This is a genomic window from Candidatus Neomicrothrix sp. (assembly GCF_035329545.1).
GTDB lineage: Bacteria > Actinomycetota > Acidimicrobiia > Acidimicrobiales > Microtrichaceae > Microthrix > Microthrix subdominans.
The window spans coordinates 1-21,840 of sequence record NZ_DAOLGP010000019.1 but is presented as its reverse complement, the minus strand read 5'-3'; the positions used below and the strand labels follow the sequence as shown (position 1 = coordinate 21,840).

At 68.4% G+C, this 21,840-nt stretch carries 22 protein-coding genes and 2 pseudogenes; 14 read left to right on the top strand and 10 right to left on the bottom strand.

Annotation, left to right across the window (positions count from 1 at the left end; genetic code table 11):
- The first annotated feature begins 262 nt into the window (after window positions 1-262).
- Entirely contained in the window at window positions 263-1,225 is a 963-nt protein-coding gene (locus tag PKD89_RS11600; RefSeq protein ID WP_289010639.1) for a hypothetical protein, read from the top strand.
- 300 nt (window positions 1,226-1,525) lie between these two features.
- Here the strand turns inward: PKD89_RS11600 and PKD89_RS11595 are convergent, their stop codons facing one another.
- Entirely contained in the window at window positions 1,526-2,569 is a 1,044-nt protein-coding gene (locus PKD89_RS11595) for a hypothetical protein (protein ID WP_287389939.1), read from the bottom strand.
- Between the two features lie 468 nt (window positions 2,570-3,037).
- Between PKD89_RS11595 and PKD89_RS11590 the strand changes: the two genes are divergently transcribed.
- On the top strand, window positions 3,038-3,298 hold the full coding sequence (locus PKD89_RS11590; RefSeq protein WP_287378819.1) for a hypothetical protein: 261 nt from the start codon (window positions 3,038-3,040) through the stop codon (window positions 3,296-3,298).
- Window positions 3,299-3,317: 19 nt separating this feature from the next.
- The gene (locus PKD89_RS11585) at window positions 3,318-3,605 is read left to right on the top strand and encodes a type II toxin-antitoxin system PemK/MazF family toxin (RefSeq protein ID WP_320413528.1); all 288 of its coding nucleotides are present in this window, start codon (window positions 3,318-3,320) and stop codon (window positions 3,603-3,605) included.
- A 67-nt stretch (window positions 3,606-3,672) separates the two neighbouring features.
- Here PKD89_RS11585 and PKD89_RS11580 read toward each other — a convergent pair whose 3' ends face one another.
- The gene (locus PKD89_RS11580; protein WP_287378821.1) at window positions 3,673-5,166 is read right to left on the bottom strand and encodes a potassium/proton antiporter; all 1,494 of its coding nucleotides are present in this window, start codon (window positions 5,164-5,166) and stop codon (window positions 3,673-3,675) included.
- Window positions 5,167-5,256: 90 nt separating this feature from the next.
- Window positions 5,257-5,811 carry a dihydrofolate reductase family protein gene (locus tag PKD89_RS11575; RefSeq protein WP_289010640.1) on the bottom strand — a complete coding sequence of 185 codons (555 nt, stop codon included), beginning with the start codon at window positions 5,809-5,811 and terminating at the stop codon, window positions 5,257-5,259.
- A gap of 133 nt (window positions 5,812-5,944) precedes the next feature.
- Between PKD89_RS11575 and PKD89_RS11570 the strand changes: the two genes are divergently transcribed.
- Together PKD89_RS11570 and PKD89_RS11565 are read left to right on the top strand one after the other, a co-directional pair.
- Window positions 5,945-7,327 carry a hypothetical protein gene (locus PKD89_RS11570; protein WP_289010641.1) on the top strand — a complete coding sequence of 461 codons (1,383 nt, stop codon included), beginning with the start codon at window positions 5,945-5,947 and terminating at the stop codon, window positions 7,325-7,327.
- Window positions 7,327-8,367 carry a TIGR03857 family LLM class F420-dependent oxidoreductase gene (locus tag PKD89_RS11565; RefSeq protein ID WP_289010642.1) on the top strand — a complete coding sequence of 347 codons (1,041 nt, stop codon included), beginning with the start codon at window positions 7,327-7,329 and terminating at the stop codon, window positions 8,365-8,367. The genes PKD89_RS11570 and PKD89_RS11565 overlap by 1 nt, the downstream gene beginning before the upstream one ends.
- Window positions 8,368-8,398: 31 nt before the next feature.
- Here the strand turns inward: PKD89_RS11565 and PKD89_RS11560 are convergent, their stop codons facing one another.
- Both PKD89_RS11560 and PKD89_RS11555 read right to left on the bottom strand, forming a co-directional pair.
- Entirely contained in the window at window positions 8,399-8,818 is a 420-nt protein-coding gene (locus PKD89_RS11560; protein WP_287378828.1) for a hypothetical protein, read from the bottom strand.
- The gene (locus PKD89_RS11555) at window positions 8,815-9,057 is read right to left on the bottom strand and encodes an AbrB/MazE/SpoVT family DNA-binding domain-containing protein (RefSeq protein WP_287389935.1); all 243 of its coding nucleotides are present in this window, start codon (window positions 9,055-9,057) and stop codon (window positions 8,815-8,817) included. The genes PKD89_RS11560 and PKD89_RS11555 overlap by 4 nt, the downstream gene beginning before the upstream one ends.
- Before the next feature lie 109 nt (window positions 9,058-9,166).
- Here PKD89_RS11555 and PKD89_RS11550 point away from each other — a divergent pair, with 109 nt between their 5' ends.
- Window positions 9,167-9,406, top strand: a complete 240-nt coding sequence (locus PKD89_RS11550) for a hypothetical protein (protein ID WP_289010643.1) — start codon at window positions 9,167-9,169, stop codon at window positions 9,404-9,406.
- 26 nt (window positions 9,407-9,432) lie between these two features.
- Here PKD89_RS11550 and PKD89_RS11545 read toward each other — a convergent pair whose 3' ends face one another.
- Window positions 9,433-10,059, bottom strand: a complete 627-nt coding sequence (locus PKD89_RS11545) for a TetR/AcrR family transcriptional regulator (RefSeq protein ID WP_289010644.1) — start codon at window positions 10,057-10,059, stop codon at window positions 9,433-9,435.
- Window positions 10,060-10,159: 100 nt separating this feature from the next.
- On the opposite strand from PKD89_RS11545, the gene PKD89_RS11540 reads away from it, so the two are divergent.
- The 4 genes and pseudogenes from PKD89_RS11540 (at window position 10,160) to PKD89_RS19820 (ending at window position 14,128) form a co-directional block, all read left to right on the top strand.
- Entirely contained in the window at window positions 10,160-11,092 is a 933-nt protein-coding gene (locus PKD89_RS11540) for a haloalkane dehalogenase (RefSeq protein WP_287389934.1), read from the top strand.
- Window positions 11,089-11,559, top strand: coding sequence for an SRPBCC family protein (locus PKD89_RS11535; RefSeq protein ID WP_287378837.1), 471 nt, complete (start codon window positions 11,089-11,091; stop codon window positions 11,557-11,559). The genes PKD89_RS11540 and PKD89_RS11535 overlap by 4 nt, the downstream gene beginning before the upstream one ends.
- Window positions 11,552-13,384, top strand: a pseudogene (locus PKD89_RS11530) (sulfatase-like hydrolase/transferase); the annotation flags it as partial. The gene PKD89_RS11535 and the pseudogene PKD89_RS11530, both read left to right, overlap by 8 nt.
- Window positions 13,385-14,128 carry a type 1 glutamine amidotransferase domain-containing protein gene (locus tag PKD89_RS19820; protein WP_349257342.1) on the top strand — a complete coding sequence of 248 codons (744 nt, stop codon included), beginning with the start codon at window positions 13,385-13,387 and terminating at the stop codon, window positions 14,126-14,128.
- 1 nt (window position 14,129) lies between these two features.
- On the opposite strand, the gene PKD89_RS11525 is transcribed toward PKD89_RS19820, so the two are convergent.
- On the bottom strand, window positions 14,130-14,405 hold the full coding sequence (locus PKD89_RS11525) for a DUF3039 domain-containing protein (protein ID WP_287389929.1): 276 nt from the start codon (window positions 14,403-14,405) through the stop codon (window positions 14,130-14,132).
- Between the two features lie 55 nt (window positions 14,406-14,460).
- On the opposite strand from PKD89_RS11525, the gene PKD89_RS11520 reads away from it, so the two are divergent.
- A complete protein-coding gene (locus PKD89_RS11520; RefSeq protein WP_289010646.1) occupies window positions 14,461-15,333 on the top strand; it encodes a fructosamine kinase family protein in 873 nt (290 codons plus the stop codon).
- On the opposite strand, the gene PKD89_RS11515 is transcribed toward PKD89_RS11520, so the two are convergent.
- Window positions 15,266-16,111: an MOSC domain-containing protein gene (locus tag PKD89_RS11515; RefSeq protein ID WP_324332453.1), complete on the bottom strand. Its 846-nt coding sequence runs from the start codon at window positions 16,109-16,111 to the stop codon at window positions 15,266-15,268. The genes PKD89_RS11520 and PKD89_RS11515 overlap by 68 nt on opposite strands.
- Before the next feature lie 60 nt (window positions 16,112-16,171).
- Between PKD89_RS11515 and PKD89_RS11510 the strand changes: the two genes are divergently transcribed.
- Both PKD89_RS11510 and PKD89_RS11505 read left to right on the top strand, forming a co-directional pair.
- The gene (locus PKD89_RS11510) at window positions 16,172-18,775 is read left to right on the top strand and encodes a glycoside hydrolase family 3 C-terminal domain-containing protein (RefSeq protein WP_289010648.1); all 2,604 of its coding nucleotides are present in this window, start codon (window positions 16,172-16,174) and stop codon (window positions 18,773-18,775) included.
- 70 nt (window positions 18,776-18,845) lie between these two features.
- A complete protein-coding gene (locus PKD89_RS11505) occupies window positions 18,846-20,381 on the top strand; it encodes an amidase (protein WP_324332451.1) in 1,536 nt (511 codons plus the stop codon).
- Window positions 20,382-20,429: 48 nt separating this feature from the next.
- Here PKD89_RS11505 and PKD89_RS11500 read toward each other — a convergent pair whose 3' ends face one another.
- Together PKD89_RS11500 and PKD89_RS11495 are read right to left on the bottom strand one after the other, a co-directional pair.
- On the bottom strand, window positions 20,430-20,876 hold the full coding sequence (locus PKD89_RS11500) for a hypothetical protein (RefSeq protein WP_289010650.1): 447 nt from the start codon (window positions 20,874-20,876) through the stop codon (window positions 20,430-20,432).
- 45 nt (window positions 20,877-20,921) lie between these two features.
- Window positions 20,922-21,395 (bottom strand): PaaI family thioesterase, encoded by a 474-nt coding sequence (locus PKD89_RS11495; RefSeq protein ID WP_289010651.1) that lies wholly within the window; start codon window positions 21,393-21,395, stop codon window positions 20,922-20,924.
- 135 nt (window positions 21,396-21,530) lie between these two features.
- Between PKD89_RS11495 and PKD89_RS11490 the strand changes: the two are divergent.
- Window positions 21,531-21,840, top strand: a pseudogene (locus PKD89_RS11490) (HNH endonuclease signature motif containing protein); the annotation flags it as partial.

Genomic DNA, 21,840 nt, shown 5'->3' with positions numbered 1-21,840 from the left:
AGGGGAGGGATTCTTCGGGTCATCCAGCCTCACCCCACCGGCTCAGTATGTTGATTTTAGGAACTGGCACCGTACATTCGTTTGAATGAGATTGGCTTCGAATCGGTCAGGGCTGAAGGTGGGGGTACTTCTGCTTGTCGTGGCGTGCGCACTGCCGGTTGCATGCGGCGGTGGCGAGGGTGTTTCGACCCGAGCCGAGGAAGGTGCTCCGTTCTCCGAAGGTGCTCCTTTGGCGGTCGGCTTGGCAGGCGGGAATGGATGGGTGGCCAGCGTCGGGAAGAACCCGGCCCTTTGGCACACGGTTGAAGGCCGCGAGTTCACTCGAGCGACGGAGCTGGGGGATTTGGTGGTGACGAGCATGCTGGGCTTCAACGACAACATCGTCGTGTCGGGGCTGCTCTGTGACCAGGGGAGAGAGGACATGCGGTGTCCGAATGGAGGGACGAGTGTTCTCCGCTCGTTCGATGCTGACGGGAACGAGACCTGGACCCTCAAACTCGGAGCAACGAAGTCCGACTCGATCGGTGGTGCACGACTCGCTGGTGTGGTCGGCGACCAAATGGTGGTCGAGACCGACGACTCGGTGGTTTGGATTGGTTCAGACGGGAAGATCGAGCAGACGCTTCCCAGCCCCAGCGCTCCAGTATGTGTGCTGAAAGGCGGACCGGTGGCGTTGAGAACGTCTGGTTCCGGTCAGGCTCCGGACCCTGGCACCCCTGTAACGGCGGTCGCCAACGGCAAGCCGAGCGAGGTCGAGTTCCAGCTGTTGCAGCCGAAAGCGGATCAATGGGTGGAGCTTCCCGGTGGTTCGACGAAGGTTTCGGGTACGGCCCCTTTTGGTAGTTGTAGCAACGGGTCCGCCGAGATTGAAGGAGATGTGGCCACGCACCTGCCGACCCTCCGCTGGGAGGATTCCGGTCAACGCTGGAACCAACTCGAGGGTGGATCAACAGTCCCTGATGCTCCGAACGAGGTTGTGGCAACGGCGAGCGGAAGCGGGAACGGCTATGCGCTCGATACCGGGACGGGAGAGGTGCTGAGGCGCGCCACAAACAGGCTCGACATGGCCGAGACGGCAGTTCTGTTCGAGCAGGTACGCGACAAGCCACCTCACGAGGTGTCTCTCGTGGTTGCTGACGGTGGCGACGACGGTGAGGTCTTCGCATGTGCGACAGCGGCTCAGACGTCTTGCCAGTTGGTGGCCTCTGGGGGAAGCGGCTCATGAAGACTCGAATGCGGCATGGTCCAGCACTGCTCTTGGAGAGCTTCTCAACGATCGCCGAAGGCACCGCCGGGGGCCGTCACCGATCAGAGCGACGCCGCTGGGGCCGAACCTAGTTCCCTACAAGACGTGGCCGGCGCGACCTCATCCACCCGGTTCTGGGTCCCGGTAATGAACACCATTACCGGGAGTCAGAAGCCCCGCCGATCAGTGGGATCTCACATGCGTCGCGTGCGGTGACCCCTGGAACTCGCCGACCACCATGCCCCTTGACGGCGACTTCTAGGTCGCTGGACCTATGAATCAGCGCACCACATGGGCCGGCTCCGCCGTTGCACCCGTCTGCGATGCGTCCACGATGCGCTTGCCGACCGGGCACCCCACGGGTGGTGTCCGGAACTCGCTGGCGCGCTCGAGCTCGTTGCCGATCCCGGCCGGGCCGGCTTTGGTGATCGGACGGTAGTGAGCCGTCTGTCGATCGGGCGATGTTCCGGAGATGACGACGCCTGATTCGCCAGCGCACAGTGCAACCGACGACACCTGAGGGTCCTCCCAAAAGTTCGGCTCCTCGACACCGGTCCCGGTGTCCAGGTCGAACGTCACCAGTATGGCGGCCGGTTGGTTCATATTGGCCCAAACAGCAAACGACGGCGCACACGCCAACCTCACGTCTTCCACCCCGACCGCATCAGCGTTCAGGACGACCGTACCTAACGTGGCCCACACTGCGTCTTCGCCAATCGGCGATCGGTGCAGGCTCACCGGTTTGGCAGCGATGCCGTTATCGCTGGATTGCGAGACGGCGTACATCGCGTCGTCTTGGCCGCAGACCGACGATGCGCCAACCCCTTCAGGGAGGTCTGTCGTCGTTGCGTCGCCGGTGTCGAGGTTGATGAAGGAGAGAACCGGACTGCCGTTGAGCGGCTCGGCGACGATGGCAAGCGTGTCGTCGGTCGCAGCGACGGGCGTCATCAGCATGGCTTCGTCCGACACCGATCGTTGAAGGTCGATCACCGTGTCGCCCCCAGGTGAGATCCGGATCAACCGTGGCGTGGGTTGCCCACACCCAAAGCCAGTGTCGCCGGTCCCTACGGGCACGGGGCAGCGATTCTCAAGAAGGAAAGCCGTGTCGTTGGGAGCCGCAATCGCGAAAGCGGTGAACACGAAGCTGTCGCCGAGGCCGTCGATCCTGGTGCTACCGACCTCCTCACCCTCCGAATCGAACCGGCGATAAACGTCCACAACGTCGACAAATTTCGACGATTCCCCGACCCGCTCCTCGAAATACACGCCACCGCCGGACCAGACCTCGTCTCCTACGACGAACGTGGACACCCCCTGCGCCACGGCGCCATCGGGCCGATCGGCTGTTGACCCAGGACCCGACGTCGGGGATCGTCCCTCGGCATCTTGAGCCGGCCCCGTGCACCCGATCGTCGCTGCACAGACGGCGACGATCGACAGCACCCTACGCAGCCAAGCCATCCGGCCTCGTGCCCCCAACATCGCCACTCCTCTTCCAATCCCACCCTGAACGTGTCACCCCATCCCGCCACGTGTCAACGGTCCAGCGCTCAGCCGACAGCTCTCACGCCAGACCTCAACGGCGAAATCTCAAAAACGAGCGGAACTGGACAGCTCGTCAACGTTTGCGAGAGGGGCGATCGGCGCTACCATCCGCCGGTTTTCTGAGTCACGGTAAGGAACGTTACCGGGAGTCACGAACCGAATTTCAGGTCCAACGCTTTTCTCAGATGTCCGGCGGCTGCATCAAGGCGCTTCTGGTAGGTGGATGAAGGTCTGTAGTATGTGTTCATGTCTGAAGTCATACAGGTGGCGTTTCAGGTGCCGATCGATGACCTCAGGCGGTTGGACGCAACCGTGCCGGACGAGTTTCCGTCGCGGGCGGCAGCCCTCCGGTCGATCCTGGATGCGTGGTTGACGGATCGCCGCTCGTTGGAGATAGATCGCCAACTGGAACGGGGTTACGCCGAGGTGCCAGAAGCGACAGCGACGACGGCCGCATTGTCCGACGCTGCGATCGAGGGACTCCGTGCAGCCGACCTCGACTGGTAGCCCACCTCGTTGAGGCGACATTTGGCTGGCCGACCTCGACAAGCTGCGACCGGTGGTCATCATGCATCGGGACTTTGCCGGTCGCCGCCTGAAGGCGGTGTTGGCTGCGCCCCTGACATCGACGATTCGGGACGTGCCGACCGCTGTGGCACTGGGCCGCGAGGATGGGCTGGATCGCCGATGCATTGCGTCGCTGGACAACCTCACGCTGGTGCCGGTCGATCGGCTGGCCCAGCCGATCGGGCGCCTGTCAACTGAGCGTATGGGGGAGCTCTGCGAAGCCTTGATGGTGGCGGTGGACTGCTGAGCCAGAAACGGGTCTGAGCCCGGTGGGCTCGACCGATGGCACATCGATCGCGCCATGCATGACCGGCTTAGGGGTGGTCGCCCTCGTCGGCCGACTCCGATGTCGGCGCAGCGAACGCCGCCTCCAGCTGGTCCTGGTGCTCGTGTTCGGCGGCTACCAGCAGCTGGTCGCGAGCGGTGATGACGGTGCTGCCTTGGGGCATGAAGCTCTCCGAGCCGCGCCTGACCAGCACGATCAGCACTCCCTGAGGGAGGGCGAGGTCGACCAGCTGGCAGCCGACCGCATGGGCGCTCGGCTCGACGAGGATCTCGTGCAGTTGGGGACCCTCGTCGCCGGTGATCACCGTGTCGAACGAGCCGGTGGCCGTCGACCGGGCGTCGGGCGGTGCGGTGATGCCCAGCGCCTTGGCCGCGAACGGAATGGAGGTGCCCTGCACCAGCACCGAGGTGAAGACGACGAAGAACACGACGACGAACAGTTGCTCGCCGCCGGGCACCCCGGCGGCCACCGGGAACGTCGCCAGGATGATCGGTGCGGCGCCCCGCAGGCCGACCCACGACACGAAGCCGACCTCACGAACCGGCATCCGGAAGGGCAACAGGGTGAGGACGACGGCGATCGGTCGGGCGACCAGCATGAGCACGGCGGCGATCGCCAGGGCGGGCAGCGCCACCGACGGGATGCGGCTGGGGTGAACGAGCAGGCCCAGCAACACGAACATCGAGATCTGCATCAGCCAGGCGATGGCATCGTGGAAGCGAATCAGGCTGCGCTTGTGCAGGTAGTCGTAGTGCGCCAGCGTCACCCCGGCCACGTAGACGGCGAGGAAGCCGCTGCCGCCGATGTGGTTGACACCCTCGAGCGTCAACAGAACGAAACCGAACGTCATCACCGGGTAGAGGCCGTCGTGGTCCAGGTGGAGGCGGTTGATCGCCCAGACGGCACCACGCGCCAGCACGAACCCGGCCAGCGCCCCAACGCCCATCTGGACGACGAACGAGCCGAGGATGCGGACCGGCTCGGTCTCGCCCGTGGTGATCACCGAGATGATCGCCAGCGTCAGAAACACCGCAGCCGGGTCGTTGCTGCCCGACTCGAGCTCGAGCATCGACGCCAACTTTCCGTCGATGCGCACCCCGCGGGAGCGCAGGATGGAAAAGACGGCAGCAGCGTCGGTCGAGGCGATCACCGCGCCGAGCAGCAGTCCCTGCTGGGTTGAGATATCGAGCAGGACGATGGCGATCCCGCCGAGGAGGCCGGCGGTGATCACCACGCCGATGCTGGCCAACGCGATGCCTTGACCCAGTACCGGACGGATGTCGCGGAAGCGGGTTCCCAACCCGCCGCTGAACAGGATGTAGGCGAGGGCGATAATGCCGAAGTTGCGGGCCAGCTCGAAGTCGTCGAACTCGATTCCGATCAGGCCGTCGGTCCCGGCCAGCATGCCGATGCCCAGGAAGAGCAGCAGGCTGGGCACACCAAGGCGGGCCGAGGTCTTCGAGGCGATGACCCCGGCGATCAGCAGCCCGGCGGCGGCAAGGATCCAGGGTTCAGGCGCCACGGCGATGACTCAGTGATCGGTGATGGTCAAGGGGAATGGACGGCTTCCAGTCGACTCGGGCCCCCGGTCGGTGCGGTCGATGGTAGTGCCTCAGACGGGCTCATAGCGCAGAGCGACGGCCCCCGATCCGAACTCCTGTCGCCCCACCAGCCGCAGTTCGACCCGCTCGTGCAGGCCGGCCAACAGCGTCGGTCCGTGGCCCGCCACCACGGGTTGCACGACGAACTCGTACTCGTCGATCAGCCCCAGATTCGCCAGGGCCAGCGGGAGGGTCACACCGCCCACGAACAGGCCGTCGCCCGGCTGCGCCTTCAGGTCCCGAACGGCCGTGCCCAGGTCACCCTGAACCAGTTCGGAGTTCCAATCGACCTGGTCCAGCGTGCTGGACACGACGTACTTCTTCGCCCCGTCGATCGTCCGGGCAAACGGGATCATCTCATCGGGCATCGAGTCCGGCCACTCTCCCGTTGCCGGCAGCCGCCACGCTTCCTCCATCATCTGGTAGGTCACCCGGCCGAAGAGCAAGGCATCGGCACGTCCCAGGCTGGCTGCCCAGTAGCGATGCGACTCCTCGTCCGGGATCCCCTCCCGGTGATCGCAGCAGCCGTCAAGGGTGACGTTGATCGAGTAGCGAAGTGGTCTCATCGGTTGCTCCCTCAGTGCGTCGCCGGCATCCGGCCGATCTCCAGAAAGACGGACGCCGCCGCCGTTTCTCATCGCGTTGCTGGTTGATCGTTCTCTAGTGTTGCGCCGATCGGCGACGGATGAGGATCGGCAGATGACGACAACGCAGGCGAACGGCTCCGGGGGCGACGGCCTCAAGATCACGATGGTCGGGGCGGGTGGCATGTCGTTTGGGCCGACGATGGTCAACGACGTCGTCCACACGGCGGGGCTGCGCGGCGCCCGCTTGGTGCTCCACGACGTCAACGCTGAGCGCCTGGACCGCGCCTACCGCTTTGCCGCCAAGCTGAACGCCGCCGGGGGCGCACCGATCGTGCTCGATCGGACAATCGATCCGACCGCCGCCCTTGAGGGCGCCGACTTCGTGCTGGCCAGCGCCGAGTTTGACCGCTTCGAGCACTGGCGTCAGGACTACGAGGTGCCCAACCGGCACGGCGCCCGTCAGATCACCGGCGAGAACGGTGGTCCGGGGGCGGTGTTCCACTCGCTGCGCTCGATCACGAACACGCTGGGTATTTGCGCTGACATCGAGAGGCACTGCCCCGATGCCCTGCTGATCAACCTGACCAACCCGATGAGCCGCGTCACCCTGGCGATCAACCGGGCCACCAACGTGCGCAACGTGGGCATGTGCCACGAGATGCCGATGGGTGTCAGGCGGTTGGCCCGGCGGCTGCGGGTGAACCCCGACGACATCGAGGCGCGGGCCTCGGGCATCAACCACTTCACGTTCTTCACCGAGCTTCGCAACCGTCGCACCGGCGAGGACCTGCTGGGAAAGGTGCGGGCCTGGTACGAGCGGTCCTTCTTCGACTACTCGCCCCGCACCCAGCGGGTGGCCCGCTTTTTGGATCGAACGATGGCCGGTGCGGGGCTGGTCGAGTTCAACTACATGCCGCTGGTGGCCCACGTGGTGCGCGACTACGGCCTGGTGCCGTGCTCGGTCGACAGCCACATCGGCGAGTACCTGCCCTTCGCGCTCGACACCAGCGACTGGATGCCCACGCCGATCGACTTCCACCAGCCCTTCGCCGAGGTGGCCGAGCGTGCCGCCGCCTGGGCGGCCGACACCAGGGTGCCGCTGCCCCTCCAGGTGGCGGGCATGTCCGGCGAGGAGGTGATCGCCATCATCGACGCCATGTGGAACGACGACTCGACGCGGCTGATGGCGGTGAACGTGCCCAACGACGGGCTGCTGAGCGACGTCGCCGAGGGAACCATCGTCGAGGTGGGCGCCATCGTCGACGGTGACGGCATCCATCCCGACGTGATGGCGCCGCTGGGCGAGCCGCTGGCCGGGTGGGTCAACACCCAGGCGGCGCTGCAGGAGATGGTCGTCGACGCTGCGCTCACCGGCGATGCCGACCTTGCCTTCCAGGCGCTGCGGGAGGATCCGTGCTCGCCGCCCGACGAGGCGTCGTGCCGGGCGATGTTCGCCGAGCTTCATCAGCTCCAGGCCGACAAGCTGCCGTTCTGATGGCCGAGCGGCTGGGTGAGCTGGGGTTCTACACGTTGGCGGGTGCCCCCGAGTCGCCCCGGGAGCTGATCGAGGAGGTGGCCCAGGCCGAGGCGCTGGGCCTGGGCACGGTGTTCCTGTCCGAGCGCTTCGACCTGAAGGAGGCGGCCACGATCACCGGCGCGCTCGGCGCGGTGTCGACGGACCTGCGCATCATCACCGCTGCGACCAACCACAACACCCGCCACCCGATGGTGACCGCGTCGCACGCCACGACGATGCACCGCCTGACCGGCGGCCGCTACGTGTTGGGCATCGGCCGGGGCATCGGGCCGCTCTTCGACGCCTACGGCATCGCCAAGATCACCACCGCGCAGATGGAGGACTTCGCCGGCGTGATGCGCCGGTTGTGGCACGGCGAGATGATCTTCAACCACGACGGTCCCATCGGCAGCTATCCGGTGCTCCGGCTGAACCCCGACTTCGACGAGGACATCGAGCTGTCGCTGGTGGCCTTCGGCCCCAACTCGTTGGCGCTGGGCGGCCGGGCGTTTGACCACGTGGTGCTGCATACCTTCTTCACCGACGAGACGCTGCAGCGCTGCGTCGCCACGGTGAAGGGGGCGGCCGAGCAGGCGGGCCGCAACCCGGACGACGTCACGGTGTGGTCGTGTTACGCCACCGTCGGCGACCACCTGAGCGAGGCGCTGCGGCTGCGCAAGACCGTCGGCCGGCTGGCCACCTACCTGCAGGGCTACGGCGACCTGCTCGTCGACACCAACGGGTGGGACCCGGTGGTGCTCGATCGCTTCCGGGCCGACGCGGTGGTCGGCTCGTTTTTGAGCGCCATCGACGGGACCGCCACCGACGGGCAACTCGAACACATCGCCACGCTGTTGCCCGAGGAGTGGCTGGCACCGGCGGCCACCGGCAGCGCCACAGCGTGCGCAGCAGCCGTGCGAGGCCAGATGGCGCTGGGCGCCGACGCAGTGATCATGCACGGCGCCACCCCGACCGAGCTCACCCCGATCGTTGAGGCCTACCGGGCGGGGACCGCATAGGTCGCAGACGAGTCGCCGTCGTGCCGGTGGTCTATCCCTCCGTCACGCGAACCGTGCGACCTTCGGCCCTCAGGGCATCCTCAAGCCGTGGCGATGACACCGAGAGATACACATCGGCCTTGAGGTGGACGGCCGCCGCCAGGGCTTCGCTACCGAGCAGATTGAGTTGATGCCGCCGACGGAGCTGGCCGATCCGTGGAGCCAGGGTTCGGAGGCTGACTAGGCCGACCTCGTCCGGCAGTTCCAAGAGGGCCGCCACAGCACGCTCATGTGCTTCCGGAGGAAGCGCCCGGAACGGTGCGGACAGCGTGCCGTCGCGCTCGGTTGCGCTGAGAACAGCCTGGCAGAGGCGGACGTACCAGCAGCCCGATGTGTACAGCTGGCCGCTGCCGAGACTCTCGCCCGTTCGGAGGTAGAGGCTGAGCAGCTGATCATCGACGAGTTGGGTCATTCGGTCGCCAACTCAGCGTCTCCAAACCCGTCTTGGGCCGACTCCCAGTCCGTGGCGGCGACGGCGTCGAGCGCCTGATCGCGCAGTAGGTGGATGCCTCCCGGGACCAACACCACCGCATCGCCGACGTCGAGGAAACCGACGCTTCCACCCTCGTTGAGACCCCATCGACGTCGAGCCTCGGCTGGAAGGCTCATTTGGCCTCTGGTCGATACCTTGAGTTCTCCGGAGCTGCCCATAGCGTCAAGCTACTCCGGCTCACAAGGTGAGTTGGTGACGCGCTTTGTAGGCCATGAGGCGCCGTCCTGCGGCATGATGTAATCGACCGATGATGCGCTTGGAGCCTTCATGCAGAGACGGGTGATGCTGGATCCCGATGCCGAGCAGTTGGTGCGCCGACGCATGCGAGGGCGGGGCGTGACGTTCGACGAGGCGCTGAACGACGCCTTGCGGAGCGGAATGGCCGTCTCGGCTCAGCCATTTTCCACGGAGACGGCTGCGATGGGCGAGCCCCGGGTCAACCTCGACAGGGCGCTTCGGGTTGCCGTCGACCTGGAGGACGAAGAGCGAACTTGGCCCATGGGCTGAGATCGGGCGAGCCCTTGCCAGGTTCGCTACGCACTCAGCAGGGCGGTGAGGGCGTCGGTCCAGGACCGTCGGATCTGTTGTCGTGACCGCTGGTGGGTTTCGCTCTGGAGTTCCCACGACTCGATCGAGGTGAGCGAGTCGACGATGGCGGCCAGGTCGTCGGCCCGGTCAGGGGTCAGCCCGGCGAGTTCCTCGGCGAAGTGGGTGCGGATCTGAGCGGCCGAACCGGCCCGGGTTTCGGCCACCGTCGTGGCGAAGCGGGGCATCTCGAGCGCCCGCAGCCGGGCGATGTGGGCCATGGGGGCGATGGCGTCGTACAGGTCGAGCCGGGCCTCGACCAGCCGGGCGATCCGCTGGCGGAGCGGACCCGCGCCCAGCCGGGGAACCTCGAAGAGGGGCGCGAACCGCTCGAAGTAGCGCTCGATCGTGTGCTCCCGGAGGTCGTCCAGCCCATCGAAGTATCGGAACACCGACGACACCGAGACCCCGGCCCGCTCGGCGATCGCCTCGACGCCGGGCAGGGTGTGACGCTCCTGAAGCAGCTCGAACAGCGCATCGACCACGGCGGCCCGACCCCGCTCGCGCCGGGCCCGCCGGCCATCGATCGGCACGGCAGCGGCACCTGGCTCGACCTCGGGGGACACGTTCGCCATCGTCCCACCGTAGACGGACCGAGAACTTCTGCGATCCCGACTCCTCATATCTAATGACAGTGTTACTCTCACTATCGCTGAACAGCTGCGAGGGGAACCGATGAAGACCATCCGCACGCCGGACGATCGTTTCGACGATCTGCCCGGCTTTCCGTATGCACCCAACTACGCCGAGGTGTCGGCGGACGGAACCGATGGGGCCACCCTGCGGGTCCACTACCTGGACGAGGGTCCGGCCGACGCCGACCCCATCGTGTTGATGCACGGCGAGCCGACGTGGAGCTACCTGTACCGCCACATGATCGGCCCGCTGGTCGACGCCGGGCACCGGGTGATCGCCCCCGACATGGTCGGCTTCGGGCGCAGCGACAAGCCCACCGAGCAGGGCGACCACAGCTACGCCCGCCACGTGGAGTGGATGACGGGCCTGGTGTTCGACCACCTCGACCTGCGCCACATCACCCTGTTCTGCCAGGACTGGGGCGGGCTGATCGGGCTGAGGCTGGTCGCCGCCGAGCCGGACCGCTTCGACCGCGTGGTCGTCGGCAACACCGGGCTGCCGACCGGCCACGGAGCACCCAGCGAGGCCTTCCTGGCCTGGCAGAGCTTCAGCCAGAGCGCCGACGACTTCCCGGTCGGGGCGATCATCGGGGCGGGTTGCACGACCGAGCTGAGCGCCGACGTGGTCGCCGCCTATGACGCGCCGTTCCCCGACGACGCGTTCAAGGCCGGTCCACGCGTCATGCCGGCGCTGGTCCCGACCAGCACCGCGGACCCGGCCAGCGCCGCCAACATCGCCGCCTGGGAGGTGCTCGGCAGCTTCGAGCGCCCCCTGCTGACCGCCTTCAGCGACGGCGACCCGATCACCGCCGGTGGCGCAGCGCCGTTCGAGTCGAAGGTGCCCGGAGCGCAGGGCCAGCAACACAGCGTCATCAAGGGCGGCGGCCACTTCCTCCAGGAGGACCGGGGCCCACAGCTGGCATCGGTGATCGACCGATTCATCGCCGACAACCCGGTGGACACGCCGCAGTGAGCAGCACGGAGCGCAGCCTGACGATCGATCACCCCATCGGCCAGGTGTGGGAGCGACTCGCCGACTTTGCCGCCATTTCCGCGTGGGCGGACAACGTCGACCACTCCTGTCTGCTCCGTCGTAGCGTCGGCAGCCCGGCGACCGGAGTGGGCGCGGCCCGCCGGGTCCAGGTGGGGCGCCGAGCGCTGATCGAGACCGTGACGGTGTGGGACGCGCCCCACCGCCTGGCCTACGGGATCGAGGGGCTTCCGCCGGTGGTGAAACGGGTGCAGAACGAATGGTCGTTGACCGCTCCCCACGCCGGTGAGGTTCAGTACACCGTCGTCACCGTGACGACCACGGTCGACTGCGGGTCACGCCCGCCCCAACTGCTGGTCGCCAAGCTGCTTGGTCGCCGCCTGGCAACCGATTCCGAGACGATGCTGGCCGGCCTGGCCGCTGCGATGAAGGAGCCGTCCCATGCCTGAGACCACAGCGACGACCCGCCCGGACGTGATCGTGATCATGACCGACGAGGAGCGGGCCATTCCGCCGTACGAGAGCGACGAGCTGCTCACCTGGCGGCGCGACACGCTCGCCGGGCGACGTTGGTTCGATGACAACGCCGTTACCTTCGCCCGGCACTACACCGGTTCGCTCGCTTGCGTGCCCAGCCGTCCGACACTGTTCACCGGGCAGTACCCCGACGTGCACGGGGTGACCCAGACCGACGGGCTGGGCAAGTCGGCCGACGACTCCCGCCTGCGTTGGCTGCGAGAAGGCGAGGTGCCCACGCTGGGTAACTGGTTTCGGGCCGCCGGTTACGACACCCATTACGACGGCAAGTGGCACATCAGCCACGCCGACCTGATCGACCCGGAGACTGGCGAACCGCTGGCCACCAACAATGACGATGGCGACATCGACCCCGCAGCGGTGCAGGCCTACCTGGACGCCGACCTGCTCGACCCGTTCGGGTTCTCCGGCTGGGTGGGGCCCGAGCCCCACGGCGCGCCGCTGGCCAACGCCGGCATCCGGCGCGACCCGCTAATCGCCGCCCGGGTGGTCGCCTGGCTCGAGGACCGCTACGCCCGGCGGGCCGCCGGCGATGCGGACGCCCTGCGCCCGTTTCTGCTGGTGGCCAGCTTCGTCAACCCGCACGACATCGTGCTGTTTCCGGCGTGGCTGCGGCGCAACCCGGTCGAGCCGTCGTCGCTCGACCCGCCGGCGGTGCCGCCGCCGCCCACTGCGGATGAGGACCTGTCGACGAAGCCGGCCGCCCAGATCGCCTACCGGGCCGCCTATCCGACCGGCTACGGCCCGCCGGCGATCGTCGAGCGCGCCTACAGCGCCAACGCCCAGCAGTACCGCGACCTGTACTACCGCCTGCACGCCGAGGTGGATGATCCGATCGACCGGGTGCGACGCTCGGTCACGGGGGAGGCGGTGCTGGTGCGCACTTCCGATCACGGCGATCTGCTCGGCGCCCACGGCGGACTGCACCAGAAGTGGTTCAACCTGTACGACGAGGCAACCCGGGTGCCGATGGCGATCGCCAGGGTGGGCGAGGGTGCCACGACCGGCCGGACGATCGACGACATGTGCACCTCGCACGTCGACCTCGTCCCCACGCTGTTGGCGGTGGCCGGCATCGATCAGGCGGCGACGGCCACGCAGCTGGCGGACGACTTCTCCGAGGTACACCCGCTGCCGGGCCGCAGCCTGCTCGGCGTGGTCGACGGCACCGACGAGCCCGACCCCAACCGCAGCGTCTACCTGATGACCCGCGACAACGTGCTCGAGGGGGACACCGGCCTGTCCGGCGCCGCACGTCGCCTGAAGCGCACGACCGTGCCGGAGCCGCTGCGCATCAACGTGCCCGCCCACGTCGCCGCCAACTTCGAGGGCGTCGTCGCCCGGGTCCCCGACGCCGATGCCGCCGGGGGGGACGGCCACCTGTGGAAGCTGGTGCGCACCTTCGACGATCCGGCCACCTGGACCGAACCCGGCGTGCGCCACCTGGCGGCCGACGGCGCCGGCGGACCGCAGTACCGCACCGAACCGCTCGACGATCAGTGGGAGCTGTACGACCTGAACGCCGATCCGATCGAAGCGGCCAACCTGGCGCCCGATCGCAGCGATCCGGCGGCGGTGTTCACCCACCTGCGGATGGTGCTCAAGGAGCAGCGTGCGGCGTCGGTGCCCGAGCGCAACGAGCCGTGGCCCTATGCGGTGCGTCAGCCGTCCGTGCCCGACGCACGGCAGCCACCGCCGCCCGCCCGCCTGCTGCGCCGGTTGGTGCAGCGCCTCGGGATGCACCCCGAGGACACCGACCCCTCACCCGAGCTCAACCTGGTGGGCCGCCGGGCGCTGATCGTGTGCACCAACCACGGCTGGCTGGATATCGGCAAGCCCACCGGCGTGTTCGCCAGCGAGATGACCGTGCCCTACTACGCCTTTCTCGACGCCGGCATGGACGTCGACCTGGCCAGCCCCGAAGGCGGGCTCATCCCGGTGGACCCGATGTCGCTCAAGCCCATAATCCGCAGCGCGAGCGACGACCGCTTCCTCGCCGACGACCAGCTGCGGGACAAGGTGACCGACTCGCTGGCGATCGGCGGGCTCGACGTGGGCGACTACGACCTGGTGTTTTTGGCCGGGGGCTGGGGCGCGGCGTTCGACTTTGGATTCTCCGAGCCCCTCGCCGAGGCGATGACCAGGGCGAACGACCTGGGCAAGGTGATCGGCGGCGTCTGCCACGGTCCGCTGGGGTTGATCGGTGCCAAGGCTGCCGACGGCACCCCGTTGGTGGCCGGGCGCAAGGTGTCGGCGGTCACCGACAAGCAAGTGTCGGAGCTGGGCATCGAGTCGACGCCGCACCACCCCGAGACCGAGCTGAGGCGCATGGGTGCCCGCTTCGAGTCCGAGACCAGGTTTCGCGATCCGCTCGCCAACCACTGGGTGGTCGACGGCAACCTGGTGACCGGCCAGAACCAGAACGCCGGGCCGATGGTCGCCCGGGAGATGATGCAGTTGCTGGCCGCCAGGGGCGACTGACCTAGGAGGCCTCGTCGCGCAGCTTGGCCAGCATCTCCTTGCAGCTGGGACAGACCGGGTAGCGGTCGGGGTCGCGGCTGGGGGTCCACTTCTTGCCGCACAGCGCCGTGATCGGCTCGCCGGTGACGTACGCCCGGCTGGCATCGGCCTTGGCAACGATGTGGGCATAGCGATCGTGGTCGCCGTCGTCGGTCGACGGCACCACGTCGGTGCGCGGTGCCTCGGTCTCGAGCGGTTCGAGGACGGGTGTGGACGGATCTGAGGCCTGCGGTTGCATCGGTCTCCACGATACCCAGTCGGTGTGACGGTTGCGCGCCCGCCAGGATGGTGGGGTGGATGTACGTCGCTCGTTGGAGCAGCGGGTTGGGGCGGTGCTCGGCGCCAGGGTGGTCGAGGCGGCCGTGCTCGGCGGCGGTGACGTCAGCGAGGCGTACCGAATGGGCCTGGAGGACGGCCGGATGGTTTTTGCCAAGACCCACCGCAACCCGCCGCCCGGGTTCTTCGCCACCGAAGCCGCGTCGCTCGCCTGGCTGGGCGAGAGCGGAGCGGTGCGGGTACCAAGCGTGTTGGCCGTGGACGACGCCTCGCTGGTGCTCGAATGGATCCCTGAGGGGCGACGCTCCGCCGATGTCGCGTCCGAAGCGGCGTTTGGCGCCGAGTTGGCCGCCCTGCACGCTGCCGGTGCGCCCTACTTCGGGCGGGTCGACCGGGCGGCGACGACCAGCCGGTCGCTGCCCAACGAACCGGCCGACTCGTGGGCCGAGTTCTTCGCCACCAACCGCCTGTTGCCGCTGGCCCGCCTGGCCGCCGAGGCGTCGGCGCTGTCCGACGCGACGATCGCCGCCATCGAGGCGATGGCCGGTCGGCTGAACGAGCTGGGCCTGCCCGCCGAGGCGCCCGCCCGCCTGCACGGCGACCTGTGGGCGGGCAACCGCCTGGTCGACCTCGATGGGCACAGCTGGCTCATCGACCCGGCGGCCTTCGGCGGTCACCGGGAGTTCGACCTGGCGATGATGGACCTGTTCGGCGGCTTCGGACCGGAGTGCTGGGCCGCCTACGACGACGTCGCCCCGCTGGCCGACGGCTGGCAGGCCCGCGTGCCGCTGCACCAGCTGGCGCCGCTGATCACCCACGCCATCAAGTTTGGCGGGGCCTATGTCGGCGCAGTCGATCGAGCTTTGGCAGCTGCCGGGCGGCTTGGCTGACCGTCCTCGACACGACCGGGCGCACCAGGTGGGCCACAGCCGAGTCGGTCCTCGGGGTCACCACGTCGCCGACAGTGATCCGCCCGGGTTGGGTGACCAGCGCGCCGATCGCCGCCAGCCCGGCTCGCTCGGCGTTGATGCGCTTCAACACGTTCAGGTCGCGGCCCAGACCCGGCTGGGGGCGCGTCACCATGACGCACCGATCGATGTGCTTGCGAACGTCCAGCGTCACGTCGCCAAGCACGAGCGTTTGGCCCACCCAGCCGTCCTCCACGCTCTCGGTCACCCCGGCAGGATCGTCATGACCGAGCACCACGTTGGCCCGAAACCGGCGCGGGTCCTGGCCGGCAAGGGTGGTGGTGCTGATCAGCGAGACCCGGGTTCGTTTGCTGTCATGGAACGCGCCGGCGGGGCCGGTCCAGCTCTTCCAGCCGGAGTGCTCCTCGTCCAGGTCGTCGAGCGACGCCTCGAAGGTGCCGCCCGAGCCGGCATCGGCGGCCCGCAGGTGAACCGGCCGCCCCAGCCAGTCGGACAGCTCGTCGTCGGTCCGGAGCACCCGGCCGTCCAGGTGCACCTCGGCCGTTCCGTCGTCGGCCAGACGTCCCTCCGCCAGCAACAGCGCCGCCTCCCGTCGCCCGGTGAGAATGTTGCCGGTGGCGACGTCCTCGATGCCCCAGCCGCGGTCACCGACCAACCCCAGCTCGGTCACCTCGGATGCCTCCAGGCGTTCACCGCCCAGCGACTTGATCGGATAGCGCCACAGCTCAGCGATCTGCATGCGTTCAGTCTGGTCGACGTTTGGCCGACCCTGCGCCGGACGCCGCCCTAGCCTCCCACCATGGCCAAGCAACCCGCCCAGCTCTCACCCGTCATCTCCCGGGAGGAGCGGGCGCTGCGAGCGCTGAGCGACGAGGTGCTGGTGGCGATGGTGTCCGGCGCCGACGACTGGCACACCGAAGCGGCGCCCGATCTGGGTCTCGATGCGGTGATGATGGCCGACGGTCCCCACGGGCTGCGCAAGGTGAACAGCGCCTCGCTGGCCGACCTGCAGGCCAGCGAACCGGCCACCTGTTTCCCGACCGGCAGCGCCCTGGCCGCCACCTGGGACCCGGAGCTGGTGGCGGAGGTGGGGCGGGCGATCGGACGCGAGGCGGTGGCAGAAGGCGTCGGAGTGGTGCTCGGCCCGGCGGTCAACCTGAAGCGCCACCCTGCCGCCGGCCGCAACTTCGAGTACCTCTCCGAGGATCCGCTGCTCGCCGGCGAGCTGGCGGTCGCCTGGATCGACGGCGTGCAGGGCGAGGGGGTGGGCACCTCGCTGAAGCACTTTGCGGTCAACAACCAAGAGGCCAACCGCATGGTGGTCGATGCGATCGTCGACCCGGCGACGCTGCGCGAGCTGTATCTGAGCGCGTTCGAGGCCGCCGTGCGACGCAGCCAGCCGGCGACGATCATGTCGGCCTACAACCGGCTCAACGGCGTGTACTGCTCGGAGGACCCGTGGCTGCTCAACGACGTCTTGCGCACCGAGTGGGGCTTCGAGGGGCTGGTCGTGACCGATTGGGGCGCCAACGCCGACCGGGTTGCCGGCATCCGCGCCGGTCAGGACCTGGAGATGCCGGGGGGACACGGCACGCACGATGCCGCCTTGTGCTTGGCGATGGATGATGGGTCGCTGCCGCGAGCCAAGGTGGAGCGGTGCGCCCAGCGGGTGTTGACACTGATGGAACGCAACCACGTGCAGCGGAGCGCCCGGGAGGACACCCCCGACGGGGTTCCGCTGGCGACGCTGCACGATGAGCACCATCGGCTGGCACGCACCGCCGCAGCGGCCGGGACGGTGCTGTTGGCCAACGATGGGCTGCTGCCGCTGAAGCCCTCGACCCACGTTGCCCTCATCGGGGAGTTTGCGGTTCGGCCTCGCTTCCAGGGCGGGGGTAGCTCGCAGGTGAAGGCCACCCGACGCGACGCTCTGCTCGATGAGCTTCGCCTGCAGGTGGAACCAGCCGGCGGCCGGGTGCAGTACGCGCCGGGCTACGTGCTGTCGGGGCGGGACGATCGCGAGGGCGAGGCGGTGCGTCGCATCGACGAGGCGGTCGCCGTCTCCCGGCGTGCCGAGGTGGCCGTCGTGGTCGTCGGGCTCCCCGACGCCGCCGAATCCGAGGGCTTCGACCGTGTCCACCTTCACCTGCCCGAGGAGCACAACGATCTGGTGAACGCGGTGTGCGCGGCCAACCCCCGCACCGCTGTCGTGCTCGTCGCCGGCTCGCCGGTGACGATGGGCTGGGTGGACCAGCCGGGCGCGATCGTGTGCGCGTACCTCGGCGGCCAGGCGGCCGGCGGGGCACTGGCCGACGTGTTGGTCGGCGCGGCCGAGCCGGGCGGCCGGCTGGCCGAGAGCTTTCCGGTGCGGGCGGCCGACGTGGCCAGCGACCACTGGTTCCCGGGCGAACCCCACCAGGTGGTGTACCGGGAGGGGCCCTACATCGGCTACCGCTGGTTCGATGCGGCGGGGGCCCAGCCGCTGTTCGGGTTTGGGCACGGGTTGAGCTATGCAAAGTTGTCGCTGGGTGAGCCGGAGCTGAATACGACGAGGGTCGACGCAGCGGCCCTGCTCGGGCTGGCAACGTCTCGCAACGCAAGCGACTCCGACGCCGACGGGGCACACGACACTGCGGTGCCGACACCGGTGTCGCACACGGTCCTGGGTCCGGCCGAGGTCCCGGCGCCCGGGTCCGGGCCCGTGGCGTTCAGGGTCACGGTCAGGTTGGACAACGCCTCCAAGCGTGCCGGCACCGAGGTGGTCCAGGTGTACCTCGAAGCTCCCGAGAGCGCCACGGTTGGAGCGCCGCGCCGACTGGCTGGGTTCGCCAAGGTTGCCGTCGAGGGGAAGTCGACGGTCGACGCGGTGATCGACGTGCACGCCCGGGCGCTGTGCCACTGGGACGAGGCCCTCAGCGGCTGGGCGGTGGCCTCCGGAACCTGGGGGGTGTTGGTCGGGCGTTCATCGCGCAACCCCCTCGCCCGCCTGGAGGTCGAGGTGAGCTCGCCATGGCGGGCCCCGCAGCCCGACCCGGCGCTTGAGCCCTATCGCCACCCCCGACCCGACGACTGGGATCCGGGTGAGGAGGCCGTCGAGGCGTTGCTCGGCCGCCCGGTGCCCACGCCGCTGCCCGTCCGGCCCTTCAGCCGCAACTCGACCCTGGAGGAGCTGGCCACCACAGCGGTGGGAAGACCGCTGCTGAAGCTCGTGCGGGCCGTTGTCGCCCGGACGGCCGGTGGCGGCGACGAGGGGGGCCTGGCGGTCATGGTCGACCGGGCGCTGGGCGAGCTGCCGCTGCGCAACCTGGCGGTGATGAGCCAGGGGCGGGTGTCAATGCGCACGGTCGACGGGCTGGTCGCCATGGCCAATCGCGTCGGTCGCCGGAAGACACCCAGCGGTTGAGGCCGGACCCGTCGACACGGACCGGGGGCGAGTGTTGGGCCCACGGGTGATCACCAGCGAGGATAGGGCCATGACCGACACACCCTGGCAGGGCGATGCCTGCTCACTCGTCGACGCCTTCCGAGCCGGTGAGCGCTCGCCGCTCGAGGAAACCGAGGCCTCCCTGGCTGCGATCAGCGAGTCGAAGCTGAACAGCTTTTCCTTTGTCGACCCGGAGCGGGCACGTGAGTCGGCCCGCGAGGCGGATGTCAGCTTGCCCTTCGGCGGGGTACCCACGGCCATCAAGGAGCTCGAGCAGGTGAAGGGCTGGCCCGACACCGGTGCGTCGCTCGTCTTCGTCGACCGGATCGCCGACCAGAACAGCAACGCCAACCTACGGCTGTTCGAACGTGGCGGGGTGGTGCCGGTGGGTATGACCACGGCCAGCGAGTTCGGCGGCCTCAATGTCAGCGTCACCAAGCTGAACGGTGTCACCCACAACCCCTGGCGACACGGCAGCACCGTGGGCGGCTCATCGGGCGGCGCGGCCGCCTCGGTGGCCGGAGGCCTGGTCAGCCTGGCCACCGGCGGTGACGGTGGTGGCTCGATCCGCATCCCCGCCGGCTACACCGGGCTGTTGGGCATGAAGGGCACCTTCGGTCGCATCACTCGCGGCCCCGTCGCGTTCAGCCGCCCCAACACGGTGGTCTCGGGCAACCTGTCCCGCTCGGTGCGCGACGCCGCCCGCTTCTACGACGTGTGCGCCGGTCTCGATCCCTACGACCCGACCAGCCTGCCCTCACCGGGTAACTGGGAGGCGAACCTGGGCACCCACGACCTGTCGGGCCTCCGGGTGGCCGTCGTTCCAAACCTGGGCGGTATCACGCTCGAGGATGGTGTGGAGCAGCGCATCCGCGACGAGGCGGCAGCGCTGATCGCCGACAACAACATGGTGCAGGTTGACATCGATGTCCGGCCGCCCAACCTGGCCGCGCAATGGATGATGGGCAACCTGTCGACCCTGCTCGCCGAGCTGGGGCCGCTGTGGCCCAAGTGCGCCAAGGACCTCACCGACGAGGTGGCGATTGGCCTGTACCTCAGCCAGTCGATGTACAACCTGCGCACCGCCGCAGTCGCCGAGCAGATGCGGGTGGAGGCCAACCAGGCGATGGCTCGGGCCTTCGAGCAGGTCGACCTGATCATCGCCGCCTCCAACCCCGGCCCCGCCTTTGCGGCAGAGGCGTCCATGAGCAGCACCGAGAACAATCTGATCGAGAAGGCCAAGTCGAGCACGGCGGCCAAGGGCGCGTTCCGGGCTGCGTTGTTCGGCACCCGTCTAGCCTCGACCTTCGCCCCGAAGCTGCCGAGCACCCTGTTGGATCAGGTGAGCGAGAGGTTCCCCGAGATGGTCAACATGGGGGCGCTCACCATCATCTCCAACATCTACGGCAACCCGGCGGTGTCCATACCGGCCGGCACCGTGCGCGGCCTGCCGGTGGGTATGCAGGTGCTCGCCCGGCACCACGAGGACCCGTTGCTCTTCGACGTCGCCCTCGCCGTCGAGCGCGAGCGCCCCTGGCCGATGGTGGCCCCGGCGGTCAGCGACGCTGCGGCCGTTCGGGCCTGATCGCCTGGGTCAGGACCCCCAGTAGGTGTGGCCGGCGGAGCGTCTGCGCTACCCGATCCAGTAGGTCGACCTGACCGTCCAGCTGGTGTAGTAGGTGTTGGCGGTGACGGCGAGGCGACGCTTGGGAAGCGTCCGCAACCGGGCTTGGAGCGCATCGACACTGCCGTAGCCGCAGCCCTCGCAGGCGAAGATGCGCTCGACCACGCGGCCCCTCTCGACCGTGTAGAGGGTGCTGGTGCCGTCTCCTCCGCAGGCGGGGTCGTACCCCTCCACGTACACGATTGACGACCTGGCGGGGTCGGCCCGGTAGATGGAGAAGGTCGTGCACGAAGGGCTGGAATCCTCGGCAGTACGGGTTCGCTGGATCAACTTGAGGTAGGACTGCGCCTCGGCCGGCTTCGGTGTCCGCGTCGGTGTAGGAGCGGCACAGCCGCACCCGCCTACGAAGAGCGCAACCGTGACGACAAGAAGTGTGAAGAGCCAGCTTCGTTTCATCTCTGAGATGTACTCGGTGCTCCTGGCACCGTGAAGGGCTTTCGGTCAGCCGGTCGGTCGGGGTGCCGACACCTTGTAGGTGAGCGACCCTCGCACCGCCGGGTTGCCCGCCTCGTCGAGCACCACCGCCTCGCAGAACACGATCGATCGCCCCCGTCGGGTGACCCACCCGTGGGCGATGGCGTCGCTGCCGATGATGGCGCCCAGGTAGGACAGGTTGAGGTTGAGCGTCAGCATCACCGGAACCTGGTCGTAGGCGCTGGCGATGGCCGGCACGACCACCGTGTCGACCAAGGTGGCCAGCGCTCCACCATGCATCATGCCCGCCGGCTGGCGCAGCTCATCACGCCACGGAACCCGCATGCGGCTGTAGTCCCGACGCACCTCTTCGAGTTGCAGGTTGACCAGCTGGGCGAAGTTGACGCCACCGGTGTGGCCCGGGAACTTCTGCCAAGCGGCGGTGGCCTCGGCGGGGAGCTCCTCGAAGTCGGACGGGTCGGGGATGGGGGTGAAGGTCACGAGCAGACGGTACCGCCCCGGATGCCGCCATGCCGGGGGTGAGCGGCCTGCGCAGCGCAACGTTTTCCTTCGAATTCTTTGAGCTCTTCCGTGATCCGCTGCTTCGTTGTCACACCTGTTCCTCAGGATGGACCCATGGCTTCGATCACGGGTTTCGAGCCGGCCGGGGGCGGTCCGGAGGGAGTGGGCGGAGAGCGTCTCGGTTGCGGGGATGCAGCGTTGGCGGTGCTGCGCCGGCGGCTGGCCGCCGAGGAGTTGGCAGCAGATGTGAAGGCTGATTCTGGGGTGGCCGACCGGGCTGCGGCCCGTGCGTTGGCTGATGCGGAGGCTGCGATTGACGCGTTGTTTGCTGCTGGGGTGGATCCTGCGGATTCTCGGGATGCGGTCATATGGATCGAAGAGCTGGAGCGCCTTGGGCGTCGGGTGGATGCGGCCCGGTCGGCGC